Genomic DNA, 24,917 nt, shown 5'->3' on the forward strand with positions numbered 1-24,917 from the left:
CGACTCAATCGAGGCCCTCGCCGGCCAATCGAGCGGCCCGGGCCTCGAGCGCCTCGGCGAGGTGCGCCATGAAGGCTCGGACCCGCGCCACGCGGCGCAGGTCGGGGTGGGTCAGCAGCCACAGCCCGGTATCGAGCTCGGGGATCGGCGCGCCGAGACGCTCGAGGGCCGGTTCGGCATCGGCGAGATAGCAGGGCAGCACCGCCCGGCCCAGCCCGTCGCGCACCGCCGCGAACATGCCGAGCAGGGTATCGAGGCGACAGGTCGCGCCCGGCGTGCGAGCCGCCATCCAGGCCTCCAGGGCGGCGTCGCCCAGGTGACGGTCGGGCCCCACCCAGGCGCTCTCGGTCGCCGCCCCGCGACGCACGTAGACCGCCTGGGCGATGCTTCCCAGCCGCCGGCCGACCAGGTGCTCCGGCGGCGAGCGGGTCGGCCGCAACGCCAGGTCGGCATCGCGCCGCGAGAGATTGAACAGCTGGTTGGAGACGGCGACTTCCAGCTCGATCGCCGGATGCCGTCGCCGAAAGTCGGCCAGGATCGGCGACAGCAGCCCCATCATCAGGGTATCGGTGGTGGTCAGCCGCAGGGTGCCGGCCAGCCGCAGGTCGCGCCCCGCCAGCCGGCGCTCGGCCGCGGCCACCTCGGCGGCGACCCGTGACGCCGTGGCGGCCAGCTCCTCGCCGGCCGGGGTGGGCGCATAGCCGGACCGACCGCGCTCGAACAGGCGTACGCCCAGGCGCCGCTCGATGGCACCCAGCCGCCGGAACACCGTGGCATGGCTGACGCCCAGCCGACGCGCCGCTCCGGACAGCGATCCCGTCTCGGCGATCGCCAGGGTCACCCGCAGGTCGTCCCAGCCCAGCGACTGTTCATCCATGCAAACTCCATTTTAAAGAATGGGCAATATTCTTACGCCAACGCACAGACTAGCCTGCCGGGACATCCCCTGCGACCCGGAGGCCGCCATGCGAGTCCTGATCGTCCACAGCCATCCCGAGCCTCGCTCCTTCAACGGCGCGATGACGGATACCGCCGCCGACACCCTGCGCCGCCTGGGCCACGAGGTGGAGGTCGCCGACCTCTACGCCGAGGGCTTCGACCCGGTGGAGCGCGCGACGCACTTCACCCCGCGGGCCGAGCCGGAACGCTTCTCGGCGCTGACCGAGCAGCGCCACCACTTCGAGGCCGGTACCCTCCCCGACTCGGTGCAGCGCGAGCTGTCGCGGCTGCTGCAAGCCGAGCTGGTGATCTTCCAGTTTCCGCTGTGGTGGCACGGCCCGCCGGCGATGCTCAAGGGCTGGTTCGACCGGGTCTGCGTCTACGGCGGGCTCTACTCCGGCAGCATGCGCTACGACCGCGGGCGCCTGGGCGGCGTGCGGGCGCTGTGCGCGGTGACCACCGGCTCGCCGGCCGCGGCCTTCTCGCCGCGGGGCCGCGGCGGCGACATGGCCACCCTGCTGTGGCCATTGCACTGCTCGCTCGCCTACCTGGGCATGACGGTACTGCCACCCCAGGTGGTCTACGGCGTCCAGGGCGGCGGGCTGCGCTACCAGGACGAGGCCGGCTTCCGCGCCCGGCTCGAGGACGAAAAAGACGCCTGGGCCGAGCGGCTGACGCGGCTCGATGGCGAGTCGCCGATTCCCTTCAGCGGCTGGGACGACTGGGACGAGGACGGCGTGCTGCGCCCCGACCATCCGCTGGCCTGGCGCCCCTGAGTCCGATGGAGGCAGACCGCGACATCAGCCTGGCACATCGGGCGATGCCGCTCGCTCCTCGACCAGCGCCAACCAGGTCTCGGCAAGCCAGCGACCGGCGCGGCGTATCTCGTCGTCGCGGGTGCCGGCGTAGCCCAGTACCAGCCCAGGCCGTCCCGGCGACTCCAGATAGAAGCCCGACAGCGGCGACAGGGTGACGCCTGCCGCCGCACCGCGCGCGACCAGGTCCGCCTCGAGCTCATGATCATCGAGCCAGGCCACCAGGTGCATGCCGGCCTGGCCCTGCGACAGCGCGAGCCCCCGCGCCACGGCCGGCGCCAACGCCCGGCGCAACAGCGCCTGGCGCTGGCGATAGCAGTCGCGCATCCGGCGCACGTGGCGCGAGAAATGGCCGGCGGCGATGAACTCGCCCAGCGCCGCCTGCACCGCGTACTGCCCCTCCCGGTGCAGGCGGGCATTGGCGCGCCGGAAGGGATCCACCAAGGACTCGGGCACCACCAGGTAACCGAGCCTCAGCCCCGGATAGAGCACCTTGCTGAACGTGCCGACATAGATCACCCGTGCCGACTCGGTGAGCCCCTGGAGGGCGGCGATGGGCCGCTGGTCGTAGCGGAACTCGCTGTCGTAGTCGTCCTCCACGATCCAGGCGCGGGGTGTCTCGGCCGCCTCGAGCAGCGCCAGGCGCCGCGCCAGGCTCATGGTCACGCCGCTGGGATACTGATGGGAGGGCGTCACGTAGATCAGCCGCGGCGCCGCATGGCCGGGGGGCACCCGAGCGGGATCCAGGCCCTCGCCGTCCACCGGGACCGGCGTCAACGCGAGGCCGGAGGCATCGAAGCACGCCTGGGCGCCGCCGTAGCCGGGTTCCTCCATCCACACCGTGTCGCCGGCATCGGCCAGCATCCGCGCGATCAGCTCGAAGCCCTGCTGCGCCCCCTGCACCACCAGCACCTGCTCCGGGCGACAGCGCACCGAGCGCGACAGCCGCAAGTAGTCGCACAGCACCTCGCGCAGCGCCGTCACGCCGCCCTGGGTGCGGTAGTCCAGCCATGCGTCGGGGGCGCGCCGCTGGTGGCGCCTGAGCAGCCGCTCCCAATCCTCGCGGGGAAAGCGATCGAGGGCCGGCACGCCCGGCGGGAAGGCCTCGTGATGGCCGCCCGAGGCCGCGCTGAACCACAGCAGGCGCTCGCCGCGGGGCGACAGCGCCGCCCGCGGCGCGCCATGGCCCGTGGCTTCCTCGGCCGGAGCCTCGAGGCGACCGAACGGCAGGTCGGCGACGAAGGTGCCGGCACCGGGGCGAGTCTCCAGGAAGCCCTCGGCGACCAGCTGGTCGATGGCGTCCAGCACGCTGTTGCGTCCCACGCCCAGCTCGCGGGCCAGCCGGCGTGACGACGGCAGCCGACAGCCGCTGGCCAGGCACCCCGACTGCACCCAGCCCCGCAGCGCCCGATACAGGCGGCGAGCCAGCGGCAGCGAAGAGGCTTGGGTCAGCTCGAGGCCCAGCGCCTCGCCGACCCAGTCGGCATGCACGGCGGCAACCGGTTCCATGATTTTCCCCATAACTGGTTCTTACCAGGGAACCACTATGCCCCCAGACTCAGACGGTGTCACCGTCGCCGACAGAGAGGAGATCATTATGGCCATCCGTCACGCCCGTCTCGCCGACGTCGAAGCGCTCGGCGATCTGCTCGATGCCTACCGGGTCTTCTACGGCCAGCCCAGCGACCCTGACGCCGCCCGCCGCTTCGTTGCCCGGCGCCTGGGACTGGGCGATTCCCACCTGCTGGTGCACGAGAACGACCGCACCCTGGAAGGCTTCGTCCAGCTCTATCCCTCCTTCAGCAGCGTGCGACTCGCCCGGCAATGGCAGCTCAACGACCTGTTCGTGGCGCCCCAGGCCAGAGGCCGAGGCATCGGCCGGGCCCTGATGCAGGCCGCGGCCGAGCTGGCCCTGGTCGAAGGGGTCCACCATCTGAAGCTGGCCACCGGCATCGACAACCGGACCGCCCAGTCCCTGTACGAATCCGAGGGCTGGCAGCGCGACCGGGCGTTTCATCACTACGCCCTGAGCCTCGGCTAGGCCCACCCGGACCCCCCACGGAGCCCTCCCATGACCCGACCCCGCGATACCCGCATGCCCGTGGCGCAGGCCCAGGCGCTGATCGATGCCCACGGCTTCGCGACCCTGGTGGACGACCGCCTGCAGGCCAGTCACCTGCCGCTGGTGCTGGCCCGCGACGAAGGCGAGCTGGGCACCCTCTACGGCCACTTCGCCCGCGCCAACCCCCACTGGCAGACGCTGGAGGGCCGGCGCGTGCTGGCCATCTTCCGGGGCCCCCACGCCTACGTTTCCCCCCGCTGGTACGCCGCCAGGCCGGCGGTGCCGACCTGGAACCATGCCACCGTGCATGCCGGCGGTACCCTCGAACGGCTCGACGACGACGCCACCCTGGCGGCCCTCGACGCGCTGGTGGCCCAGTACGAGCCTGAGCTGCTCGACGAACCGGACATCATGAGTCCCGCCTATCGCCAGCGTCTGCTCAAGGGCGTCGTCGGCTTCCGGATCCACCTGGACGAGCTGCAGGGCAAGGCCAAGCTGGGATTGAACTGCTCGCGGGAGGACCAGGCCGGCGTGCTGGCCGGCCTGGCCGACAGCGCCGACCCGCTGGCCCGCGAGCTCGGGCGCTATACCGAACGCTATGCCCAGGCCCTGAACGAGACGGAGAGCGAGCATGGCCACTGAACCCCCAGGCGCCCCGACGCGTTCACGGACGCCCTGCGGTCAGCCCATCGGCGAGCCGGTGCCCGGCTGGCAGGGAGCGACGCCGCTCCCGGACGTCACCCTCACCGGCCACCGGGTGCGCGTCGAACCGCTGGACGCCGACCGCCACGGCGACAGCCTCCATGCCGCCCTGGCCGAGCCGGGCCGGGCGCTCCTGGACGGCCCCGAGGCGCGCTGGACCTACCTCGGCGGCGCCCCCTACCGGAACCGGCACGAGTTCGACGCCTGGCTGGCCGAGCGGGCCGACGGCCGCGACCCGCGGTTCCACGCCATCGTCGAGCGGGCCAGCGGCCGAGCGCTGGGCGTGGCCGCCTACCTGAACATCGTGCCCGAGCACGGCAGCATCGAGGTCGGCCACCTGCATTTCTCGCCGCGCCTGCGGCGCACCCCGGCCGCCACCGAGGCCATGGCGCTGATGATGCGGCACGCCTTCGCCCTGGGCTATCGCCGCTGCGAGTGGAAGTGCGACGCCCTCAACGCCCCGTCACGGCGGGCCGCCGAGCGGCTGGGCTTTCGCTTCGAGGGCGTCTTCCGCCAGCATCGAGTGGTGGCCGGACGCAACCGGGATACCGCCTGGTTCTCGATGCTCGACGGCGAATGGCCGGCGCTGGAAGCGATCCTCCGGCGCTGGCTGTCGCCGGACAACTTCGATGCCGAGGGGCACCAGCGAAGCTCGCTGGCGGCACTGACGGCCCGCCCGTCCGCCTTGGACTGACCACAGCCGCTAGCCGCGGGCGGCGCCGAAGGCCTCGACCACGCGCGTCGCCAGGGCCTCCCCGGCATCGCCCAGCCCCTGCCGACGCGCCAGTGCCAGCTGGTAATCCCCCAACGGCGGCAGGGCACCGCCGTCGATCCGACGCAGCGGCGGGCGCACCAGCCCCAGCGGGAAAGGAGCGACCGCCAGGTCGGCCAGCATGGCGGCCTCCTGCCCCGCGCAGTGCTCGCAGGTATAGGCGATCCGATAGCTCAGACCGGCATGGTCCAGGGCATCCAGCGCCGCCTGGCGCCACGGGCATCCCTGATGGGCCAGGGCCACCGGCAACGGCGAGCGCTGGGCGGCCATCCCCCCCTCGCGCCCGGCCCACACCAGGGGTTCGCTGTGCACCCATTCGACCGGCATCGAGGGGTCCTGGGTGCCGGCGGTGCACACCACCAGGTCCAGTTCGCCGGCGTCGAGGCGCGCCAGCATCTCCCGGCTGCTGCCGACCACCACGTTGACTTCCACGGCCGGATGCGAGCGCGCGAACTGCGCCAGGATGCCGGGCAGCGTGCGCGCCCCGACGTCATCGGTCGTGCCGAGACTGACGCGCCCCTCCAGGGAAGGCGCCAGGAACTGGGTCACCGCCTCCTCGTTGAGACTGAGCAACCGCCGCCCATAGCCGAGCAGCAGCTCGCCTTCCGACGTGAGGCGTACCCGGCGCGCCTCGCGAACGAACAGCGACTGCCCCAGGGTCTCCTCGAGGCGCTTGATCTGCATGCTCAGCGCCGAGGGGGTGCGAAACACCTGCCGAGCGGCGCGGGTGAAACTGCCGCTCTCGGCGATCGCCACGAAGGTGCGCAATACGTCGGTATCGAGCAACGGCAGGGGCGCTCGTCCCTCGGCCGGCATAGGATTCATGGCCAAACCTTTCAGATAAATTTAACGATCAATGTAGTGCTTTTCGTTGGATTGATCAATTTGCCCACCCCATGCTGTTGCCCAGAGAAGGCGACATCGCCTCTCGCGCCGACTCGGCGCTCCTCAACCACCGTGGGACGGGCCGATCGGCGTCGCGACAGGGCCGGAGGGAAAGGGACCTGGGGAAAAGGCCAGAGGGAAAGGCAGCAAGGCCCTGTGTCACGACGCCAAGACATCGCCCCGGCCAGCCATCAGCGCAGCGCGATGGCGCACGCGACGGCTCGACCGAGCCCGCCGGCGCCATGCCTGCCAAGGGAGTGAGAGATGAGTCAGTACCAACCACTTCGTCACCTGAAAGAGACGACCGATCGGCCGGCTCCGGAAACATGGCCGCCGCTGTACATGCCGGCCATGCCGCCGCTGGGCGCGATCCGCGCACTCGAAGCCTGGTGGCAGGCCCGGCGCCTACGCCGGCACTTGCGTCAGAACCTGCGCCGCCTGCTGGCCTGCGACGATGCCACCCTTAAGGATATCGGCTACCGCCGCGGGGATATCCACCGGGCGCTGCGCCTGCCGCGCACCCAGGATGCCCTGGATGCCCTGCACCGCGGCGAGGCTCGCCATCGCCAGGACAAGACGCCGTCCTGACCCGCGAGTGCCGGCCCCGGGCACCGCGAAACGCCAACGCCCGGGACCGGCCGCCCCGATGCCGCCGGGGCTATTCGACGCGGGCGGAGGCCTGGCGTTCGCCCGCCTCGTCTTCGCATTCGAGCCCCAGGAAACCGCCGGACTGGCGCCGCCACAGCGCCGCGTACAAGCCGTCGCGGGCCAGCAACTCGCGGTGGCTGCCGACCTCGACGATGCGCCCCTCGTCGACCACCACCAGCCGGTCGAGCATGGCGATGGTCGACAGTCGGTGGGCGATGGCGATCACCGTCTTGCCCTCCATCAGCGCGTAGAGCTGCTCCTGGATGGCGGCCTCGACCTCGGAGTCGAGCGCCGAGGTGGCCTCGTCGAGCACCAGGATCGGCGCGTTCTTGAGCAGCACCCGGGCGATAGCGATGCGCTGGCGCTGGCCGCCGGAGAGCTTCACGCCGCGCTCGCCGACGTGGGCGTCCAGGCCACGCCGGCCCTGGGGATCGACCAGCTCGTCGAGGAAGCTGTCGGCATGGGCCTGGCGCACCACCCGCATGATCGCCTCATCGTCGGCGTCCGGGCTGCCGTAGCGAATGTTGTCGCGCACCGAGCGGTGCAGCAGCGAGGTGTCCTGGGTGACCATGCCGATATGGCGGCGCAGCGACTCCTGGGTGACCCCGGCGATGTCCTGGCCGTCGATGACGATGCGTCCGCCCTGCAAGTCGTAGAAGCGCAGCAGCAGGTTGGCCAGCGTCGACTTGCCGGCCCCGGAGCGTCCGATCAGCCCGACCTTCTCGCCCGGGGCGATGGTCAGGTCGAAGTCGTCGAAGACCGGCCGCGCGGGCGCCGCCTCGGGCCGCGCGTAGCAAAAGCGCAAGGCCTCGAAGCGGATCTCGCCGCGCGGCACCTCGAGCTCCCGGGCGTCCGGGGCATCCTGCACCGCCGGCTCCCGGGCGATGGTGTTGATGCCGTCCTGCACGGTGCCGATGTTCTCGAACAGGCTCGCCACCTCCCACAGGATCCAGTCGGACATGAAGCGGATGCGCATCACCAGGGCGATGGCCACCGCGATCACCCCCAGCGACACCAGCTCGAAGTACCAGGCGCCGATGGCCAGGGTCGCCACCGAGGCCAGCAGCAGCGAGTTGAGCACCGTCAGCGACACCGACAGCCAGGTGGCCAGACGCATCTGGCGGTGCACCGTGGCCATGAAGCCCTCCATGGCATCCCGGGCATAGGCCTGCTCGCGGCGACGGTCGGCGAACAGCTTGATGGTCTGGATGTTGCTGTAGCTGTCGACGATGCGCCCGGTCATGCGTGCCCGGGCGTCGGCCTGGGCCATGGACACCGCCCGCAGCCGCGGCACGAAGATCCGCATCAGCCCGATGTAGCCGGCCAGCCACAGCACCAGCGGCGCCACCAGCCAGGGCTCGGCGCTGCCCAGCAGCCACATCGCACCGATCAGGTAGACGACCACGTAGACCAGCAGGTCCATCAGCTTCATGACCGTTTCGCGGATCGCCAGCGCCGTCTGCATCACCTTCTGCGACACGCGCCCGGCAAACTCGTCCTGGAAGAAGGCCATGCTCTGGGCCAGCATCTGGCGATGCGACAGCCAGCGGCCGAGCATCGGGTAGTTGCCGAAGATGCCCTGGTGGGTCAGCAGCGAACGCAACAGCACCAGCAACGGCAGGCCCACCAGCACCAGCGCCGCCAGCCCCGCCAGGCGCCAGCCGTGGACGGCGAAGAAGCTCTCCCGGTCGGCGACGGTCAGCCAGTCGACCAGTTGCCCCATGCTGTGGAAGAACACCAGCTCCACCGCCGAGACCATCCCCGAGACCAGCGACATGGCCACCAGCAGCCCCGCCACCGGCCGCGAGTAAAAGCGGATGAACGGCAGCAATCCACGCGGCGGCACCCCCAGCTCGCGCTCGGGATAGGGGTCGACCAGGGTCTCGAAGAAGCGGAACATCGGCTACCTCCCTTGCAGCGCGAATCGGCCAAGGCCCTCAGCATGCGCGCGCCGCCGACACCCGGCAAGGGCGCGGCGGCGCGCTCGGTCACCCGCTCATGACGGCGGGGGCGGTCACCAGGTCAGGCAGATCTTGCCGAAGTGGCGGCCGGCTTCCTGGTGGCGGAAGGCCTCGGCGATCTCCTCCAGCGGAAACTCGCGGTCGATCACCGGGCGGAGGTCGCTCGCCTCGATGGCGCGGATCATCTCCATCTGATGACGCCGGCTGCCGACGATCAGCCCCTGGAGGCGCGCCTGCTTGGCCATCAGCTTGGCGGTGGGCACCTCGCCGCCGCGGCCGGTCAGCACGCCGATCAGCGAGATGTGCCCGCCGATGCGCACCGCCTCGATGGACTGCGGCAGGGTGCCCGGGCCGCCCACCTCGATCACGTGATCGACGCCGGCGCCGCCGGTCAGCTCCTTCACCTTGCGCCCCCACTCGGGCTCGTCGCGGTAGTTGATGACGTGCTCGGCGCCCAGCTCGCGCAGCGTCTCGAGCTTGGCGTCGGACGACGAGGTGGCGATCACCCGGGCGCCCATCAGGCGCGCGAACTGCAGGGCGAAGATCGACACCCCGCCGGTGCCCAGCACCAGCACCGTGTCGCCGGCCTTGAGGCCGCCGTCGACCACCAGCGCCCGCCAGGCGGTCAACCCCGCGGTGGTCAGGGTCGCCGCCTCGGCGTGGGACCAGCCCTCAGGCTGGCGAGTGAACCAGTGGGCGGGGCGCACCACCCGCTCGCGGGCATAGCCGTCGACGCCGTCTCCCGGCACGCTGGTGAAGTCGCCGATGCGGGCCGGCCCCTCCCGCCAGTCGGGGAAGAAGGTGGAGACCACGGCATCGCCGACGGCGAAGTCGTCGACGCCCTCGCCCACCGCTTCCACCACGCCGGCGCCGTCCGACATCGGCACGCGGCCGTCCTCGGTGGGCATCTTGCCGGCCACCACGCCGTAGTCGTGGAAGTTGAGCGAACTGGCGTGCAGTCGCACGCGGATCTCGCCGGGACCGGGCTCTCCCGGCGCCTCGTGCTGCTGGAGTTCGAGGCGCTCGAGCCCGCCGGGGGCCTTGAGTGTCACGACCTTCATGCTGTCTCCTTCGCGGATATTGATAGCCGACTAACAGGGTAGTCGATGGGGATCGCGCCCGGCGACTTCAAGCCCCCTCGTGCAGTTGCCAGTCGTTGTCGGTGAGCGGCTCGCCGCCATGCGGAGTGACGCGCACGGTGTCGCTGATGCCGATGCCGAAGCGCCCCGGCAGCCGCGGGCACAGCGGCAGGTGGAAGACCATGTCGGCCTCGAAGGCCCGCGCCTGGCCACGGGCGATGAAGCCCGTACCCTCGACCCAGCTGGGCGGGAACTGGGCGCCCACCGAGTAGCCGAAGACGCCGGAAAAGAACGCCCGATCGGCCACCGAGGCCAGCGCCGCCTCCCCGGCCCGGGCCGCGTCGTCGAAGGTATGGCCCGGCCGCATGGCCGCACACAGCGCCTCGAAGGTGGCCCGGCAGGCATCGCGCAGCTCGCGCATCTCGGCGCTCGCCCGGCCGGCCACCGCGGTGCTCATCATCGGCGCGGTGTAGCGCTCCCAGGCCGAACCGAATTCCAGGAACACCGGCTCGTCCTCGCCGATCACCCGCCGCTTGTGATTGACGTGGATGGTGCCCGAGCGCGGCCCGACGGTGACGATGGGCTGCAGGCTCATGAACTCGCTGCCCGCCGCCAGCATCGCCCGGGCACCCTCGGCCGCCACCGCACCGTCGGTCACCCCGGGGGCGATCGCCTCGCGGGCGGCGCGGATGCCGAGCCCGGTGATGCGCGCGCTTTCGCGCAGGCAGTCCAGCTCCAGCGGGCTCTTGACCAGGCGCAGCGCATCGACCAGGGCCCCGCCGCCGTCGCGGAAGCGCTCGGCCCCCAGCCGCGCCTGCAGCGGCGCCAGCACCCCGTGGCGCAGCCCGGCGCTCATCGGGTCGAGGCCGATGGCGCGGTGCGGCGCCAGGGCATCGGCCAGCGGCTCGACCACCTCCGCGAGGTTCTCCCAGCGATAGCCGAGCACCTCGTCCACCCGTGCGGTGACCACCGCCGGGCCGGTCTCGATGGACGGCACCTGCAGCACCAGGCGCCGCGCGTCGACCACCAGGCAGGCGTGCACCGAGACCTCGAAGGTGTGGTAGCCGGTGAGGTAGTAGAGGTCGGCGGGATCGGTGAGCAGCAGCGCCTCGAGGCCGGCCTCGGCCATGGCCTCGCGCAGCCGTCGGCAACGGCCGTCGAGCTCGGCCTCGGGGACGGGCAGCTCGCTGCCGGCAAGGCGCTCGGCGAGGGCACGGCGATAGGCATGATGGTCCATGTGCAAACTCCACGGGTTGGCCTGGGGCCAGTGTAGCCGGGCCCCGGGGAAACGGTGGCGGAAAATCGGGGCTGTCACCCGGGCCCGCTGTCTCGTAGAATCCAGAGCCGAGAATAGTCGCTACAGGACAACGCAATGGGCAGGGCCTTCCAGAACCGCAAGGAATCCATGGCCAAGACGGCCGCCGCCAAGACCAAGGTCTACAGCAAGTACGGTCGCGAGATCTACGTCTGCGCCAAGCAGGGCGGCGTCGACCCCAACGGCAACCTGTCGCTGCGCGGGCTGATCGAGCGCGCCAAGAAGGACCAGGTGCCGTCTCACGTGATCGACAAGGCGCTGGACAAGGCCAGCGGCGCCGGCGGCGAGGACTTCGAGCCGGCGCGCTACGAGGGCTTCGGCCCGGGCAACGCCATGGTCATCGTCGAGTGCCTGACCGACAACCCCAACCGCACCATCGGCGACGTGCGCACCTGCTTCACCAAGACCAAGAGCAAGCTGGGCACGCCGGGCAGCGTCAGCCACATGTTCGATCACTGCGCCATCCTGGCCTTCGAGGGCAGCGACGAGGAAGCGGTGCTCGAGGCGCTGATGGAGGCCGACGTCGACGTCACCGACATCGAGAACGAGGACGGCCATATCACCGTCTTCGCCCCGCATACCGAGTACGCCAAGGCCAAGCAGGCGCTGATCGACGCCTTCGGCGAGCTGGAATTCGAGGTCGACGAGATCCAGTTCCTGCCCCAGGCCACCACCCCGGTGGAGGGCGACGACGTGGCGCTGTTCGAGAAGCTGCTGGACATGCTCAACGAGGTGGACGACGTTCAGAACGTCTACCACAGCGCCGAGCTGCCCTGAGCCCGGCAGCCGGCGACGTCCCACGCGCCGGCGCTGACGGCAAGAATGAAAGCGGCCGGCTCCTTCGGGAGCCGGCCGCTTGTCGTTGCCATGCCGTCAACGAGATGACGTCGTGTCGGGTGACGCACCCCGAACGTGTAGAGAGCGGGCCATCACCTCGCCCGACGGTCGCGAACACCTCAGGGTCGGGCGATTCACGTCGGGTGACGCACCCGAACGTGTAGAGAGCGGGCCATCACCTCGCCCGACGGTCGCGAACACCTCAGGGTCGGGTGATTCACGTCGGGTGACGCACCCCGAACGTGTAAAGAGCGGGCCATCACCTCGCCCGACGGTCGCGCGCACCTCAGGGTCTGGCGATTCACGTCAGGTGACGCACCCAGAACGTGTAAAGAGCGGGCCATCACCTCGCCCGACGGTCGCGCGCACCTCAGGGTCGGGCGATTCACGTCAGGTGACGCACCTCGAACCGTGCCATCACCGCCCCCGATTCGTCCAGGAGCTCCAGACGGTCGGCCCGCAGCCGATAGCCGGCGACGCTCTCGAGCATGGCCAGGAAGCGCGGCTCGAGCTCGCCGCCCGAGCGGCAGGCCATGCGCGTGGACGCCACGCGCCCGATGCTCAGCGCCTGGCCCTCGCGCTGGTAGCCGCCGGTCAGCCGGTTGCAGCCGCTGAAGCCGGTCAGCCGCTCCTGCTCGCCGTGGAAGACCAGGTGCGGCTCGCGCACGCCCTCGGCCACGGCGACCGGCTCGCCGGCCAGCTCGATCAGCTTCCAGTAGCTGTCCTCCAGGGTCTCGGTGACGAATGTCGGCGTGCGCTCCAGTCGGTAGTCCAGCGCCGAGTCGATCTCATTGCCCTCTAGATCGAGCATCTCCAGGCTGCCGGCCGCATCGCGCACCCGCCACTGGCGCGGCCCGCGATCGCCGCCGGCCAGGGTCAGGGTGCGTCCCTCCGCGTCCAGCGCCCACTCGCCTCGTTCATGGAAGCGCCGCCCCTCGCCGGCGCCCAGGTAGGCCGTCTTCAGGGTATAGACCCCATCGGGGAACAGCGAGAGATGGTAGCGGATGCCGGCGCAGTCGGCGCAGGGCAGCTCGCCGCGGTAGCTGGCCGGCAGTTCGCCGAGGGCCGTCTCGGCGTCCGGGGAGCGCTCCAGGGCGGCACAGCCGGCGAGCCACAGCGCCACGACCAGGAAATAGCCGAGCTGGAAGATCCGTTTCATGCAAGTCGTCCTTGGTGACCGAATGGAACCGCTTCGACCGGAGGGGCGCCCGAACGTTCGACGCGCCCCGACCGGACGGCGCTCACTCTACCCGGATGGTGATCGGCTCCGAGGCCACCGTCGGCGCGAAGCTCAGGTGACGGTAGTCCAGGAACAGCAGCCGCAGGGTATGCTCCCCGGGCGGCAGCTCCAGGGTGGCCTGGGTCTGACCGCCGCCGTAATGGCGGGTCTGCTCGGTGGCGGGCAGGGGGGCCGAGAGATCCACGTCCTCCAGGGGCGTGTCGATCAACAGATGATGGTGGCCGGTGTTCTCGGCCTCGATCCCGGCCGGGGCCACGCCCATGCCCTCGAGTCCCATGCGGACGGTGACGGGCCCGCTGACGGTCGCGCCGTCCTCGGGCGAGATGAAGTAGACCGCGGCGCCCTCCGGTGCCGCGGCGGGCTCCATCTGGGCCTGAGCGGTGGTCGCCAGCAGGGCGCTGCCGAGCAGCAGCCCCGAGATGCCTAACATGACGCGTCGCATGGTGTTACCTCCTGACTCCGTGGAACATCGAGCCGCGACCGGGCACCCCGCCGGCGAGGCGCCGGACACGACAACGCCAGTGTAGCAGCGGCGTCCGCCCTCGAGGGACCGTCCCACGCCGGTTCTCAGGCCTGCGGCCCCGACACGCCCAGGGCGCGCCTCAGGGTCGCCAACAGCTGCTCGGGGGACTGGGGGCGGCCGAGCAAAAAGCCCTGCAGCTCGTCGCAGCCGCGTTCTGCCAGGAAGCGCCGCTGGTGTTCGGTCTCGACGCCCTCGGCCAGCACCCGGAAGCCGAGGCTGTGCGCCATGTTGATGATCGCCGCCAGCAGGATCTCGTCGTCGGCGTCGCCGGGCACGTCGGCGAGGAAGCCGCGATCGATCTTGAGCAGCTCGACCGGCAGGCGCTTGAGATAGGTCAGCGACGAGTAGCCGGTGCCGAAGTCGTCGATGGCCAGGCCCACGCCCATGGCACGGATCTGGTGGAGCACCGGCAGCACCCGGTCGACGTTGTCCATCACGTGGGTCTCGGTGATCTCCAGCTCCAGCAGGGTCGGCGACAGCTCGGCGCGGCGAATCGCGGCGTGGATATCGCGGATCAGGTCGTCGGCATGCAGCTGGCGGGGCGAGAGATTGACCGACACCGGCACCTCGCACCCCGCCGCGGCCCAGGCCGCCGCCTGCCGACAGGCCTCGCCGAGCACGAAGCGACCGAGCTCGACGATCAGCCCGGAATGCTCGGCCAGGGGAATGAAGGTGGCCGGTGGCACCAGGCCGTGGACCGGGCTCTGCCAGCGCAGCAGCGCCTCGGCGCCCACCACCCGGCGCCCGTCGATGTCGAAGCGAGGCTGGTAGCACACGAACAGCTCGTCGCCATCGAGGGCCTGACGCAGCCCCGCCTCCATGCGCAGCCGATCCTGGTGGCGCGCGTCGATGGCCGGCTCGAACAGCGTCGCGCGCTGGCGGCCCTGGGCCTTGGCCTCGTACATGGCCTGATCGCCCTGGCGAATCAGCATCTCCGAGGACGGGCCCCGCTCCGGGGCCAGGGCGATGCCCAGGCTGGCGGTGGAGAAGCAGCGCGCCACGCCCAGCTCATAGGGCTCGCCGAGGGCCCCGAGGATACGTCGGGCGATGGCCATGGCCGGCGCCTCCTGGCCGATGCCCTGCAGCAACACGGCGAACTCGTCGCCGCCGAAGCGCGCCACGGTGTCGCGTGCCTGGACGCAGGTGCGCAGGCGATCCGCCGCCTGGCGCAGCAGCTCGTCGCCTACCGAGTGGCCGTAGCGGTCGTTGACGTCCTTGAAGCGGTCCAGGTCGATGAACAGCACCGAGACCGAGGCCCCACTCTGCAGCGCCTCTTCGAGGCGCAGCGTGAACAGGCTGCGATTGGCCAGGCCGGTCAGATCGTCGTACCAGGCCAGGCGCTCCAGGCGCTGCTCGGCCACCTTCAGCGAGGACAGGTCGCTGAACAGCAGCATGTGCCGACGTCCCTGCTCGCCGGGGGGCAGCGACGAGGCCGAGACCAGCACCGGCAGGCTCTCGCCGCCTCCCGTCTCGAACTCGCACTGGCCCTGCCAGCGCCGCCCCTCGCCCAGTGCCCGCTCCACCTCCGGATGATGGAGCAGGAAGTCGCGCACCACGCCGCTGGCATGGGCGGCGGGCCGACCGCTCATGTCATCGAAGGCGCGGTTGGTGAGCAGTGCCCGATGGCGGGCGTCGAGCACCACGATCGCCTCGGCGGTCTCGGCGAACACCTGCTGGGTCAGCTGCAGCTGCTCCTGGGTCTGGCGCAGGTCGGTGACGTCGGTGGCCACCCCGCCGATCAGGTAGGCCTCGCCACGGTCGTCGCGGATCGCGAACTTGGTGACCAGGTATTGGCGAGGCCCGTCAGGCGTGAGCAGGCGCGAGTGGTACTGGAGCGGCACGCCGCCCTCGAGCAGGCGCCGGTCCGTGGCCTGGGCCTGGGTCACCTGTTCGCCCTCGAGCCAATCCGCCACGGGGGAGCCGGCAAGCGCCGCGGGGGTGCCGTGCACCGCCCAGGCATAGCGGTCGTTGACCAGCCGATAGCGCTCCTCGCGATCCTTGACGAAGATCAGGTCCGGGGCGTGCTGGATGATGCCGTCCAGGTACTTGTCGCGCTCCCGGATGCGCTGCAGCATGGTCTCGAAGGCCCGCCCCACCCGGTTGAACTCCTGGAAGCGACCGCCGCGGAACGGGGTCGGCGTGCCGCTCTCGGGCACCGTCTCGGCGTAGTGCACCAGGTCGTCGAGGGAGCGAGACGCCAGGCGGCGCAGGATCAGCATCACCCCCACACCGACCGCCACCACCAGCAGGGCGGCATAGAGCAGGTTGCGGAAATAGGTGTCGCGCAGCGCCAGGAAGTCGTCGTCGGGCAGCAGCAGGGCGACCCGGTAGGCGTCGCTGTCGCCGATCCGTAGCGGATAGGTATGCCGGATCCCCTCCGGGGTGAAGGCGATCGACTCGTCCCCATCGAGCAGCGCCTCGGGCCTCGCCTCGCCTCCACTGGCCTGTCGGGCATCCAGCAGCCGCCCGTCGACCCCCAGGGCGACGCCCCGGGCGCCGAACAGCCCCTGCAGCTCGTTGGTCAACCAGAAGCTGTCGTCGAGCACCACGAAGGTGTGCAGGCGGCCGACCACCCGCCCCAGGGACGGTTCGACGATCGGCAGGCTCAGGCGCAACAGGCTGTAGGCCTCGCCACGCCAGCGGGCCTCCTGGGTGATCCAGCGGTCCAGGGGCGCCGGCTCCCGGCTCAGCGCCTCCAGCGGCAGCGATGGCACCTGCAGGCTGGCGCTGGCGACCCGATATCGCTCCTCGCCACGCTCCACCACCAGGGCCTCGATGTGGGTGGCCTGCGCGTCGCCCAGCAGCCCCTCGAGGGTGTCGGTGACGCCTGCCGGGGTCGCGTCGCGCAGCGCCGCGACCAGCGTGTCTCGCTCGGCGATGCCCTCGCTGTAGCGGCGTATGGTCTCGAAGCGCGTCGCGACCACCCGCTCCAGGATCCGCCGGTACTGGGCATGATCCTGGGCGGCGCCTTCCTGCAAGGCCTGGCGGGCGCTCAGGTAGGCGGTGGACAGCAGGGTCAGCGCCAGCGCCGCCAGCAGCACCAGCAGCAGCGCCAGCATCAGCCGCGAGAAGCGCCAGGCGCGCATCTTAGTGCGCCTCCCCGTCGCCACTTGCCTCGCCATCGCCACTTTGCTCGCTCAGCCGGAAGGCCCGTCGCTTGAGGCGTGCGATCTCCTCCGACGGCGTGTCCCGGGTGATCAGGGCGATATCGCCGGCGAAGATCTCCGGAACCCGCGTCGCCTGGCCGATCAGCGCCATGCGAATCGCCTCGGCCATGGCGATGCCGTTCTCGTCGTTGATGCGCATGGCGGTCACATCGATGCCGCCATCCCCGAGTGCCTCGAGCTCCGACTCGCCGCCCCCCCAGCCGTTGAGCAGCACGTCGAGGCGGTCGGTCTCGCGCAGCGCCCGCAGCGCGCCCAGCGCCACGTCGGTGGAACTGGCGAAGATCATCTTCAGGTCGGGGTGCGCCTCCAGGGTCTCGAGGGTGGCGCGGTAGGCCTTGTCCGGGTCGCCGTCGGTGTAATAGGCCTCCACCTCCTCTACCTCTGGATGGCGGGCGGCGGCCGCGGCGAAAGTGCCGCCGCGCATGCGGCTGACGTAGCCGGGCGAGAAGTAGAGCATCAGGTACTTGCCGCGATGTCCGGCCCGCTCGAGCATCCAGTCGGCGATCAGGCGGGTGCCCTGCGCATGGTCGAAGCCCACGTACAGGAAGGGGGGATCGGCTTCCCAGTCGGCCAGCGGCGTGGTGATGTTCTGCAGGATCAGCCGCGGGCTGCCCAGCGCCAGGACCCGCTCGATCATGCGCAGATGGGGCACCGCATCCAGGGTGAACACCAGGTAGTCCGGCCGCCATTGCAGGGCCTGGGTCAACTGCCGGGCCTGGAGGTCGACGTCCACCGACGGTCGCGACATGAAGGTCCTGAGCTCGAAGGGGATCCGCAGCGCCTCGAGGCGCGCCTCGAAGGAGGACAGGCTGCGCCGCCAGTAGTCCGACGCCTGAAGTCCTGGATAGATGACCGCGACACGCACCGTCCGCCGGGGCGACGCGGCGAGGGGGATGGCCGGCGACTGGACGCGAGTGGAGAAGTCCGCCATCAGCGCCTGCTGCTCGGGATGGCGCGTGAGATAGTCGTCGATGGGAATGTAGTGGTCTGACGCCCCGGCCGGCGCCGCCGCGAGGGCGACCATCAGCATGAGGGCCGCCCGCCTGGCGACCCGGAGCAGCGGTGGGCATCCGGCCATGTGATGATCCTTTCGTCTTGGGACTCCCTCGCCCACGGGCGTGCCCGCAGCGCCTGGGCCCACTGTACCGCATGCTCGCCGCGGTTGCCGATGTACCCGGCGTGGGCGATGCCATCTTCCGGTCACTCGGATAGTAGTTAAGTTAAGACGAATAGAAAAAGCAAAGTCCGATGAGGAAAATCATCGACCCACGCCAGGTTCTCAGGCCAGTTCGCCCAGACTGCCGCCCGCCAGCTGCAGGGCGATGCCCGCCATCATCATGCCGATGGCACCGTCGATCAGCCGCCAGGCCCCGGGCCGGGACAGCCATGGCGAGAGCAGCGCCCCGCCCCAGGCCAGCAGGCTGAACCACAGCACGGAGGCGCTGCCGGCCCCGGCCACGAAGGCCGCGGCGCTGTCCTGCTGGGCGCCCACGGCGGGGATCAGCAGCAGGGTGTCGAGGTAGACCTGGGGATTGAGCACCGTGACCGCCAGTGTCGCCAGCAGCACCCTGGCGACGCTGCGCTCGCCGTCTGCCGCGACCGCCAGCCCCTGGCGCCCGACCGTGGCCCGATACAGCGCCTGGGCGGCCAGCCAGCCGAGGAAGGCCACGCCCAGCCAACGCAGCACCTCCAGCGCGCCGGGCACCGTCAGCAGCACGGCGCTCATGCCGAACATTCCCGCCGCCACCAGCAGCAGGTCGGTGCTCATGCACAGCCCGGCGGACCACCAGTGATGCTGGCGGCGCACGGCGAGCCCCAGCACGTAGGCGTTCTGGGCGCCGATGGCGACGATGATCCCGCCGCTTACCACGAGCCCGGTCAGATAACTCTCCAGCATCGATTCGCTCCCCGACAATGAGGGAGCCAGCCTAGCGGCGGAGCGCTATACTGAAAAATCATCTTCCTAATACTCCATCAATTTTTCTTATGCTCGACTACAAGCTGCTCGAGGCGCTGGCCACGGTGATCGAATGCAACGGCTTCGAGCGTGCCGGCGAGGCGCTCGGCCTGTCGCAGTCGGCGGTCTCCCAGCGCCTCAAGGCCCTGGAGGTGCGCCTCGGCCAGCCGGTGCTGATCCGCCACCCCCACCTGGAGCCCACCCCGGCGGGCCGTCGGCTGCTCAACCATTATCAGCAGGTCCAGCTGCTCGAACGCGACCTGCGCACCGCCCTGCCGACCCTGGAGACCGCCTCGCCGCGGCTGCGCATCGCCATCAATGCCGACAGCCTCGCCACCTGGTGGGCCGAGACGGTGGGCCCCTTCTGCCGCGACGAAGGGCTGCTGCTCGACCTGGTGATCGAGGACCAGGACGTGGGGCTCCGGCGGCTGCGCGACGGCGAGGTGGCGGCCTGCCTGTGCGCCAGCGACCAGCCGATCGCCGGGGCGCGCTGCGTCCCGCTGGGCATCATGGTCTATCACCCCTACGCCACCCCGGCCTACATCGCCCGGCACTTCCCGGAGGGCCCCACCGAGGCGGCCTTCCGTCGGGCCCCGGCGATCGTCTACGGCCCCCACGACCAGCTGCAGCATCGCTTCCTGGCCCAGTGCGGCTATCACGGCGCCTTCCCCTACCACCTGTGCCCCTCCTCGGAGGGCTTCGTGCGCCTGGCCGCCGCCGGGGTCGGCTATGGCATGATGCCGCATCGCCAGGTGGCCGACCTGGTGGCCGCGGGGCGGCTCGCCAGCCTCGCCCCCGAGCGCCGCCTCGAGGTGCCGCTCTACTGGCACTTCTGGCGCCACAGCGGCGCCCTGCTGGAGCGGCTGACAAGCATCCTGGGCGAGGTGCAACTAACCTGAACTCACGGTGTCTTCCCCTGAACCGGCCGGCGCCCGGCGCCATGCCGGGCCCACTCACCCGCGACGGAGCCCGCCCCACGATCGATCACTCGTTCCCAGCCGATAAGGAGGTTCGCATGAAGGTATACAAGCCCGAATGGCGTTGCATGCTGAGCGTGACCGAAGGCGCGGAATCCTCGACTCGTTGGCTGACCCGCCTCGCCTGGCGATTGCGTCGGCTGGCCGACCGCCTGGACGGCGGAGGAAGAACGATCAGGCTCGACTGCCGGGTGACCCCGGAACTGTCCCGCCAGGACATCGACGACTGCCTCGGCAAGGGCTTCGTGGTGGCCCAGGGGCTCATCACCGAGCTTGCCCAGCAGGCCGCCTGCGAAGACGTCATGCGCGACGCCAAGGCGGAACTGTTCGACGAGGCCACCACCATCGCCCCCAGGCGCTGAGGTCCACACCCTCGCGCCTGACGCCTCCGCTCGGCCATCGAGCGGAGGCTGTCGCCTGAACAAGCGGTGGCGGGCGTCATCGAATCATCATGCTGCATCGCAGCAAGGTGAACTATACTCCAGGTGTCCCATCCAGGGAGGACACCCAGATGCCGTCCACCGCCACGATCTTCGACGCCTACGTGCTGACATGCTGGGCGGAATTCGCCAGGCAACAGGCTCTCGCCATGGAGGCCATCGCGGCCTACCTCGACTGAGCCCCGGGGCGCCCCGGTAAGCACTCACCGACCCGACGACGCGCTGTTACCGGCTCATGCCGCCCGTGAGGGCGGCGCGAGATCCACGGCGCTGCCGCTCACCTCGATGCCCCCGGCGGCGGGAATCGCCACCTCGAGGCGACTTGGGCGCCCCATGGCCTCGCCCTGCAGGATGGTCAGGCGAGCGGGCGCCGCGAGCAGGCCGGCATCGCGCAGGTAGCCGCCCAAGGCCGCCGCCGCGGCGCCGGTGGCCGGATCCTCCACCACCCCGCCCACCGGAAACGGGTCGCGGGCGTGATAGAGCGTCGGGCTCTCCCGCCATACCAGCTGCAGCGTGGTGAGCCCTCGCTCGACCATCAGCGCCTGGAGCGCGGCGAAGTCGTAATCCAGCCGCGCGAGACGCGATGGCTCGGCCGCCGCCAGCACCAGATGCCAGACCCCGGCATAGGCCAGCGCCGGCGGCAGCGAGGCATCCAGCTCCGCGGCGTCCCAGCCGAGACGGTCGAGGACCTCGGCCACCAGGGCCGGTTCCGCGGGGCGCTGCTCGGGCGTCACCGACACCAGCGAAGCCTGCCACTCGCCGTGACGCCGCGACACCACGACCGGCACCTCGCCGACCGCCGTCGCCAGCGTGTAAGTGCCCGCCCCGCCCAGGCGGCCCAGCATGACGCCGGCGGCGATGGTGGCGTGGCCGCAGAAATCGATCTCGACACTGGGGCTGTAGTAGCGCACGGTGCGGCGCGCCCCGGTCAGCGGGGCGACGAAGGCCGTCTCGGAGTAGCCAACCTCGGCGGCGATACGCTGCATGGCGGAGGCGTCGGGCAGCGCCTCGCCGAGCCACACCCCGGCGGGATTGCCGCCATTGGGATCGGTCGTGAAGGCGGACAGGCGATAGAGAGTAGCGGTCATGGGCTGGACTCCGAGTCGGGGACGGGGCTGGCATGGTAACGACCGTTGCCGTCGTCACCGCCCCGGGTGTCGTCCTCGACACCCGGGCCTATCCATTCCTGCTATTCCATGGCCTGCTCCATCGGCCGCGTCGCCACCGGCACCATCAGGTGCTGATAGTCGGTGCCCTTCCACATCACATAGGGCCCACCGTTGTCCGGGTCGGTGGGGAAGGCCTCGAGCAGCGCCGGCGGAGCGATGATCATCAGGTGCGGCCCCTCGACCACCCACTGGTTGTCCTCGGTGGCTCCCATGGCGAAGGGGTCGAGGTTGCTGGCCCCCTCATCGCCCTGCAGCATGTAGGCGATGCCCAGGCGCTCGGCCGTGAAGGGTGCCTTGTTCTGCCAGGCCTTGGCCCAGGCCATCCAGGCCTCGTCCAGGCACATCGGGGCATTGCCGGCCATGTCCGGGGGCGACGGCAGGCAGGTAAAGCCGTTTTCCCCCTCCTGCAATACGTTGCCCTGCCAGTCGATCACGGTGGCCCCCTCGGCCATGCCCGGCCAGGTGGCGCTCAGCGCATCCTGCAACTTGTCTGCCTGGGCCTCATCCTCGGCGACCGCCACGCCCGATAGCCCCAGCGTCAGCCCTCCCATGGCCAGTCCCACCCAGGCATGGCGGGATATACGGGTATTCATCGCTCGCTCCTCCCGTTCATTGGGCCGGCTGCGATCTTCCCTCGTCGTGCATGCCTCCCTGCCACCGGCCCGAGCCCTCTCGACCTTCGCCCGCAGCGCGACTGGCTGCCTTCTCAGTCAAGCCGAACGCGGCTCGAGGCTCCACCTGATCCCGAGTCGGTCGCGGCATGATCGAGGGCCTCAGCCCCGCCACCCAGGTCGCTCATCCGGACGGCTCAAGCGCGCGGACGACACGGCAGGGGTTGCCCACGGCCACGACGTCGGCGGGGATATCCCGCGTGACCACACTGCCGGCACCGATCACCGCCCGGTCGCCGATGGTCACTCCCGGCATCACCGACACGCTGCCGCCCAGCCAGACATCGTCGCCGATGGTGATCGGCGCGGCATGCTCGGTCTCGCGACGCGCCCTGGCCTCCAGTGGATGGGTGGCCGTGGTAAGCAGCACCTGAGGACCGAACATCACTCGCCGGCCAATGGTCACCGCACAGGGGTCGAGGATGGTGAGGTGATGATTGGCGTAGAAGCCGTCGCCCAGGCGGATGTTGTAGCCATAGTCGCAGTAGAAACTCGGCTCGATATGCGCCTCGCCCTCGAGGTCGAGCAGCTCGGCGAGTACCGCCATGCGCGCGGCGGGATCTCCGGGATCCATCAAATTGAACCGGTGGCAGACCGCCTTGGCGTGTCGCGACTCGGCTTGCAGTGCGGCGTCGGCGGCCACGTAGGGCAATCCGGCGAGCATCTTGTCCTTCTCGGTCATGGCGGTGTCCCGGCGTGAGAAACGTAATGCCCTAGCCTCTCCCGCTTGTCGGCCCTCCGCAAGACCGACCAGTGCCCCCGCCTGGCGATGGCGGAGCGCGGACCGTGACAGCCGCCCGCATCCCGCCGACAATGCCCATCGCCCCCTTCGCCACCGAGGATCCGTCACCATGTCGCTTGCCGTCAGCCTCATCGCCCCCTCCTCCTTCACCGCTCCCGAGGCCGTGGCCGCCGGCATCCACGGGCTGGAGGCGCTGGGCGTCGAGGTACACTGCGACGAGCCCCTGCAGGCCCCCGACCGCTACCTGGCCGGCAGCCGCGCGCACCGCCTGGCCCGGCTGCATGCCGCCTTCGACGATCCCGACACCCAGGCGGTGTGGGCGGTGCGCGGCGGCTACGGGGCCGCCCAGCTGGTCGACGGCATCGACTGGGCGCGCCTGGCCCGCCGGCCCAAGCCGCTGATCGGCTATTCCGACGTCACGGTGCTGCTCGACCACTGCCATCGCCACGGCCTGCCGGCCATCCACGGCCCGGTGGCCAAGGCCGCCGGCGGGCTGCACGACGGCGACGCCGCGGCGCGCGAGATCGTCCGCGGCCAGTTCGAGGAGACCCTGGCACTGATCCAGGGGCCGACCGCGCTCGACTATCCGCTGGTCGCCTGGGCGGATGCCCCGGCGACGCTCGAGGGCCCGGTGGTGGGCGGCAACCTGGCCACCCTCGCCAGCCTGGTGGGCACCCCGGCGGGCTTCCGCGCCCCGCCCGGCGCGCTGGTGATCCTCGAGGACGTCGGCGAACCCTACTACCGCCTGGAACGCGCCCTGTGGCAGCTGGTGCACGGCGGCGCCCTGGAGCGCGCCGCCGCGGTGTGCCTGGGCACCTTCGAGGGCTGCACGCCCTACGGCGAGACGCCGCTGGAGGCGATCGTCGCCGAGACCCTGGCTCCGCTCGGCCTGCCATTGTTCTCCGGCCTGCCCATCGGCCATGGCCTGCACAACCGCCCCTGGCGCTACGGCGCCGCCGGGCGCATCGCCGGCGGGCGCCTCACGATAGCGGGATAACGTCCGACGCACACCGGGCCGGGAGCGCCGGGGCGCGGCTACACTGCCCACAGCAACCCCCTCGGGAGCGACCATGACCTCGACGCCCGATTCCCCGTCGCGCCGGCGGCTGCTCGGCGGCCTGCTGGCCCTGGCCGCCGGCGCCGCCCTGCCGCCGCTCGGGGCCCGCGGCGCGGCCGACGACATCCTGACCCGCCCGCTGCCCGCCAGCGGCGAGGCCCTGCCGCTGGTGGGGCTGGGCAGCTGGATCACCTTCAACGTCGGCGACGACCCGCGGCTGCTCGAGGAATGCACGGCGGTGATGGCGGCCTTCTTCGCCGGCGGCGGCCGCCTGATCGATTCCTCGCCGATGTACGGCTCCTCCCAGGCGACCATCGGCCACGGCCTCGACGCCCTCGACGCCACCGAGCGGGTCTACGCCGCCGACAAGGTCTGGACCTCGAGCCCCGGCGAGGGGCCATCGCAGATCGTCGCCTCGCGCCGCGCCTGGGGCCTGCCGCGCTTCGACCTGCTGCAGGTGCACAACCTGGTGGCCTGGGAGGCGCACCTGGAGACGCTGCAGGCGATGAAGGCCGCCGGCGAGGTGCGCCATATCGGCATCACCACCTCCCATGGCCGTCGCCACGACGCCATGGAACGCATCATGCGCGCGGCCGACCTCGATTTCGTGCAGCTCACCTACAACATCGTCGACCGCGAGGCCGAGGCGCGCCTACTGCCGCTGGCCCGGGAACGCGGCATCGGGGTGATCGCCAATCGCCCCTTCCAGCGCAAGCGCCTGATTCGCCGCCTGGCGAGCAAGCCGCTGCCCGACTGGGCCGGCGAGATCGACGCCCACAGCTGGGCGCAGTTCATCCTCAAGTTCATCGTCTCCCACCCCGCGGTGAGCTGCGCCATTCCGGCCACCACCCGGGTCGACCACGTGCGCGAGAACCTGGCGGCGGCCCGCGAGCCGCTGCCCGACGCCGCGCTGCGCCGGCGCATGGCCGATTACGTACGCCACCTCTAGGCAAAGCGAG

The 24,917-nt window shown here is 70.9% G+C and carries 24 protein-coding genes; 10 read left to right on the top strand and 14 right to left on the bottom strand.

The genetic code is table 11. The annotated features are described in order from the left end of the window. Positions 1 to 4 precede the first annotated feature (4 nt). Positions 5 to 877 (bottom strand): LysR family transcriptional regulator, encoded by an 873-nt coding sequence (locus ACXAFN_RS08190; RefSeq protein ID WP_474987814.1) that lies wholly within the window; start codon positions 875 to 877, stop codon positions 5 to 7. 88 nt (positions 878 to 965) lie between these two features. Between ACXAFN_RS08190 and ACXAFN_RS08195 the strand changes: the two genes are divergently transcribed. Next, complete coding sequence (locus ACXAFN_RS08195) at positions 966 to 1,715, top strand: NAD(P)H-dependent oxidoreductase (RefSeq protein ID WP_474987816.1); 750 nt, start codon at positions 966 to 968, stop codon at positions 1,713 to 1,715. A gap of 24 nt (positions 1,716 to 1,739) precedes the next feature. Here the strand turns inward: ACXAFN_RS08195 and pdxR are convergent, their stop codons facing one another. Then, complete coding sequence (pdxR, locus tag ACXAFN_RS08200) at positions 1,740 to 3,263, bottom strand: MocR-like pyridoxine biosynthesis transcription factor PdxR (RefSeq protein ID WP_474987817.1); 1,524 nt, start codon at positions 3,261 to 3,263, stop codon at positions 1,740 to 1,742. A gap of 88 nt (positions 3,264 to 3,351) precedes the next feature. Here pdxR and ACXAFN_RS08205 point away from each other — a divergent pair, with 88 nt between their 5' ends. From ACXAFN_RS08205 to ACXAFN_RS08215, 3 genes are read left to right on the top strand one after another with little or no spacing between them, the layout of a single operon-like run. Beyond that, positions 3,352 to 3,795: an N-acetyltransferase family protein gene (locus tag ACXAFN_RS08205; protein ID WP_474987819.1), complete on the top strand. Its 444-nt coding sequence runs from the start codon at positions 3,352 to 3,354 to the stop codon at positions 3,793 to 3,795. A 30-nt stretch (positions 3,796 to 3,825) separates the two neighbouring features. Further along, a complete protein-coding gene (locus ACXAFN_RS08210) occupies positions 3,826 to 4,458 on the top strand; it encodes an FMN-binding negative transcriptional regulator (RefSeq protein WP_474987820.1) in 633 nt (210 codons plus the stop codon). Further along, positions 4,448 to 5,212, top strand: a complete 765-nt coding sequence (locus ACXAFN_RS08215; protein WP_474987822.1) for a GNAT family N-acetyltransferase — start codon at positions 4,448 to 4,450, stop codon at positions 5,210 to 5,212. The genes ACXAFN_RS08210 and ACXAFN_RS08215 overlap by 11 nt, the downstream gene beginning before the upstream one ends. A gap of 9 nt (positions 5,213 to 5,221) precedes the next feature. Here the strand turns inward: ACXAFN_RS08215 and ACXAFN_RS08220 are convergent, their stop codons facing one another. Beyond that, on the bottom strand, positions 5,222 to 6,115 hold the full coding sequence (locus ACXAFN_RS08220; protein ID WP_474987824.1) for a LysR substrate-binding domain-containing protein: 894 nt from the start codon (positions 6,113 to 6,115) through the stop codon (positions 5,222 to 5,224). A 324-nt stretch (positions 6,116 to 6,439) separates the two neighbouring features. On the opposite strand from ACXAFN_RS08220, the gene ACXAFN_RS08225 reads away from it, so the two are divergent. Next, positions 6,440 to 6,763: a DUF1127 domain-containing protein gene (locus ACXAFN_RS08225; protein WP_474987825.1), complete on the top strand. Its 324-nt coding sequence runs from the start codon at positions 6,440 to 6,442 to the stop codon at positions 6,761 to 6,763. Between the two features lie 70 nt (positions 6,764 to 6,833). On the opposite strand, the gene ACXAFN_RS08230 is transcribed toward ACXAFN_RS08225, so the two are convergent. The 3 genes from ACXAFN_RS08230 to ACXAFN_RS08240 form a co-directional block, all read right to left on the bottom strand. Further along, a complete protein-coding gene (locus ACXAFN_RS08230) occupies positions 6,834 to 8,723 on the bottom strand; it encodes an ABC transporter ATP-binding protein (RefSeq protein WP_474987827.1) in 1,890 nt (629 codons plus the stop codon). A 114-nt stretch (positions 8,724 to 8,837) separates the two neighbouring features. Next, positions 8,838 to 9,845 carry a zinc-dependent alcohol dehydrogenase family protein gene (locus tag ACXAFN_RS08235; protein ID WP_474987828.1) on the bottom strand — a complete coding sequence of 336 codons (1,008 nt, stop codon included), beginning with the start codon at positions 9,843 to 9,845 and terminating at the stop codon, positions 8,838 to 8,840. Positions 9,846 to 9,912: 67 nt separating this feature from the next. Further along, positions 9,913 to 11,100, bottom strand: coding sequence for a M24 family metallopeptidase (locus ACXAFN_RS08240; RefSeq protein ID WP_474987830.1), 1,188 nt, complete (start codon positions 11,098 to 11,100; stop codon positions 9,913 to 9,915). A 135-nt stretch (positions 11,101 to 11,235) separates the two neighbouring features. On the opposite strand from ACXAFN_RS08240, the gene ACXAFN_RS08245 reads away from it, so the two are divergent. Beyond that, positions 11,236 to 11,955, top strand: coding sequence for a YebC/PmpR family DNA-binding transcriptional regulator (locus ACXAFN_RS08245; protein WP_474987832.1), 720 nt, complete (start codon positions 11,236 to 11,238; stop codon positions 11,953 to 11,955). Positions 11,956 to 12,400: 445 nt separating this feature from the next. Here the strand turns inward: ACXAFN_RS08245 and ACXAFN_RS08250 are convergent, their stop codons facing one another. From ACXAFN_RS08250 to ACXAFN_RS08270, 5 genes are all read right to left on the bottom strand, one after another. Beyond that, complete coding sequence (locus tag ACXAFN_RS08250; RefSeq protein ID WP_474987834.1) at positions 12,401 to 13,174, bottom strand: META domain-containing protein; 774 nt, start codon at positions 13,172 to 13,174, stop codon at positions 12,401 to 12,403. Between the two features lie 82 nt (positions 13,175 to 13,256). Continuing rightward, entirely contained in the window at positions 13,257 to 13,697 is a 441-nt protein-coding gene (locus ACXAFN_RS08255; RefSeq protein ID WP_474987835.1) for a DUF4399 domain-containing protein, read from the bottom strand. 125 nt (positions 13,698 to 13,822) lie between these two features. Beyond that, on the bottom strand, positions 13,823 to 16,864 hold the full coding sequence (locus ACXAFN_RS08260; protein WP_474987837.1) for a putative bifunctional diguanylate cyclase/phosphodiesterase: 3,042 nt from the start codon (positions 16,862 to 16,864) through the stop codon (positions 13,823 to 13,825). 1 nt (position 16,865) lies between these two features. After that, positions 16,866 to 18,023 carry a substrate-binding domain-containing protein gene (locus tag ACXAFN_RS08265; RefSeq protein ID WP_474987839.1) on the bottom strand — a complete coding sequence of 386 codons (1,158 nt, stop codon included), beginning with the start codon at positions 18,021 to 18,023 and terminating at the stop codon, positions 16,866 to 16,868. A 201-nt stretch (positions 18,024 to 18,224) separates the two neighbouring features. Continuing rightward, positions 18,225 to 18,842, bottom strand: a complete 618-nt coding sequence (locus ACXAFN_RS08270; RefSeq protein ID WP_474987841.1) for a LysE/ArgO family amino acid transporter — start codon at positions 18,840 to 18,842, stop codon at positions 18,225 to 18,227. 89 nt (positions 18,843 to 18,931) lie between these two features. On the opposite strand from ACXAFN_RS08270, the gene ACXAFN_RS08275 reads away from it, so the two are divergent. Both ACXAFN_RS08275 and ACXAFN_RS08280 read left to right on the top strand, forming a co-directional pair. Then, a complete protein-coding gene (locus ACXAFN_RS08275; RefSeq protein ID WP_474987843.1) occupies positions 18,932 to 19,801 on the top strand; it encodes a LysR family transcriptional regulator ArgP in 870 nt (289 codons plus the stop codon). 116 nt (positions 19,802 to 19,917) lie between these two features. Then, positions 19,918 to 20,241, top strand: coding sequence for a hypothetical protein (locus ACXAFN_RS08280; RefSeq protein WP_474987844.1), 324 nt, complete (start codon positions 19,918 to 19,920; stop codon positions 20,239 to 20,241). A gap of 311 nt (positions 20,242 to 20,552) precedes the next feature. On the opposite strand, the gene ACXAFN_RS08285 is transcribed toward ACXAFN_RS08280, so the two are convergent. The 3 genes from ACXAFN_RS08285 to ACXAFN_RS08295 all read right to left on the bottom strand — a co-directional run bounded on the left by ACXAFN_RS08285 (position 20,553) and on the right by ACXAFN_RS08295 (position 22,841). Beyond that, positions 20,553 to 21,407 (bottom strand): PhzF family phenazine biosynthesis protein, encoded by an 855-nt coding sequence (locus ACXAFN_RS08285; protein WP_474987845.1) that lies wholly within the window; start codon positions 21,405 to 21,407, stop codon positions 20,553 to 20,555. A gap of 101 nt (positions 21,408 to 21,508) precedes the next feature. Continuing rightward, complete coding sequence (locus tag ACXAFN_RS08290; protein ID WP_474987846.1) at positions 21,509 to 22,081, bottom strand: hypothetical protein; 573 nt, start codon at positions 22,079 to 22,081, stop codon at positions 21,509 to 21,511. 202 nt (positions 22,082 to 22,283) lie between these two features. After that, positions 22,284 to 22,841 carry a sugar O-acetyltransferase gene (locus ACXAFN_RS08295; protein WP_474987847.1) on the bottom strand — a complete coding sequence of 186 codons (558 nt, stop codon included), beginning with the start codon at positions 22,839 to 22,841 and terminating at the stop codon, positions 22,284 to 22,286. 169 nt (positions 22,842 to 23,010) lie between these two features. Here ACXAFN_RS08295 and ACXAFN_RS08300 point away from each other — a divergent pair, with 169 nt between their 5' ends. Together ACXAFN_RS08300 and ACXAFN_RS08305 are read left to right on the top strand one after the other, a co-directional pair. Further along, entirely contained in the window at positions 23,011 to 23,898 is an 888-nt protein-coding gene (locus ACXAFN_RS08300) for a S66 peptidase family protein (protein ID WP_474987849.1), read from the top strand. Between the two features lie 73 nt (positions 23,899 to 23,971). After that, positions 23,972 to 24,907 carry an aldo/keto reductase gene (locus ACXAFN_RS08305; protein WP_474987851.1) on the top strand — a complete coding sequence of 312 codons (936 nt, stop codon included), beginning with the start codon at positions 23,972 to 23,974 and terminating at the stop codon, positions 24,905 to 24,907. Positions 24,908 to 24,917: the final 10 nt, after the last annotated feature.

The organism is Halomonas sp. ABH4_019 (assembly GCF_056159885.1).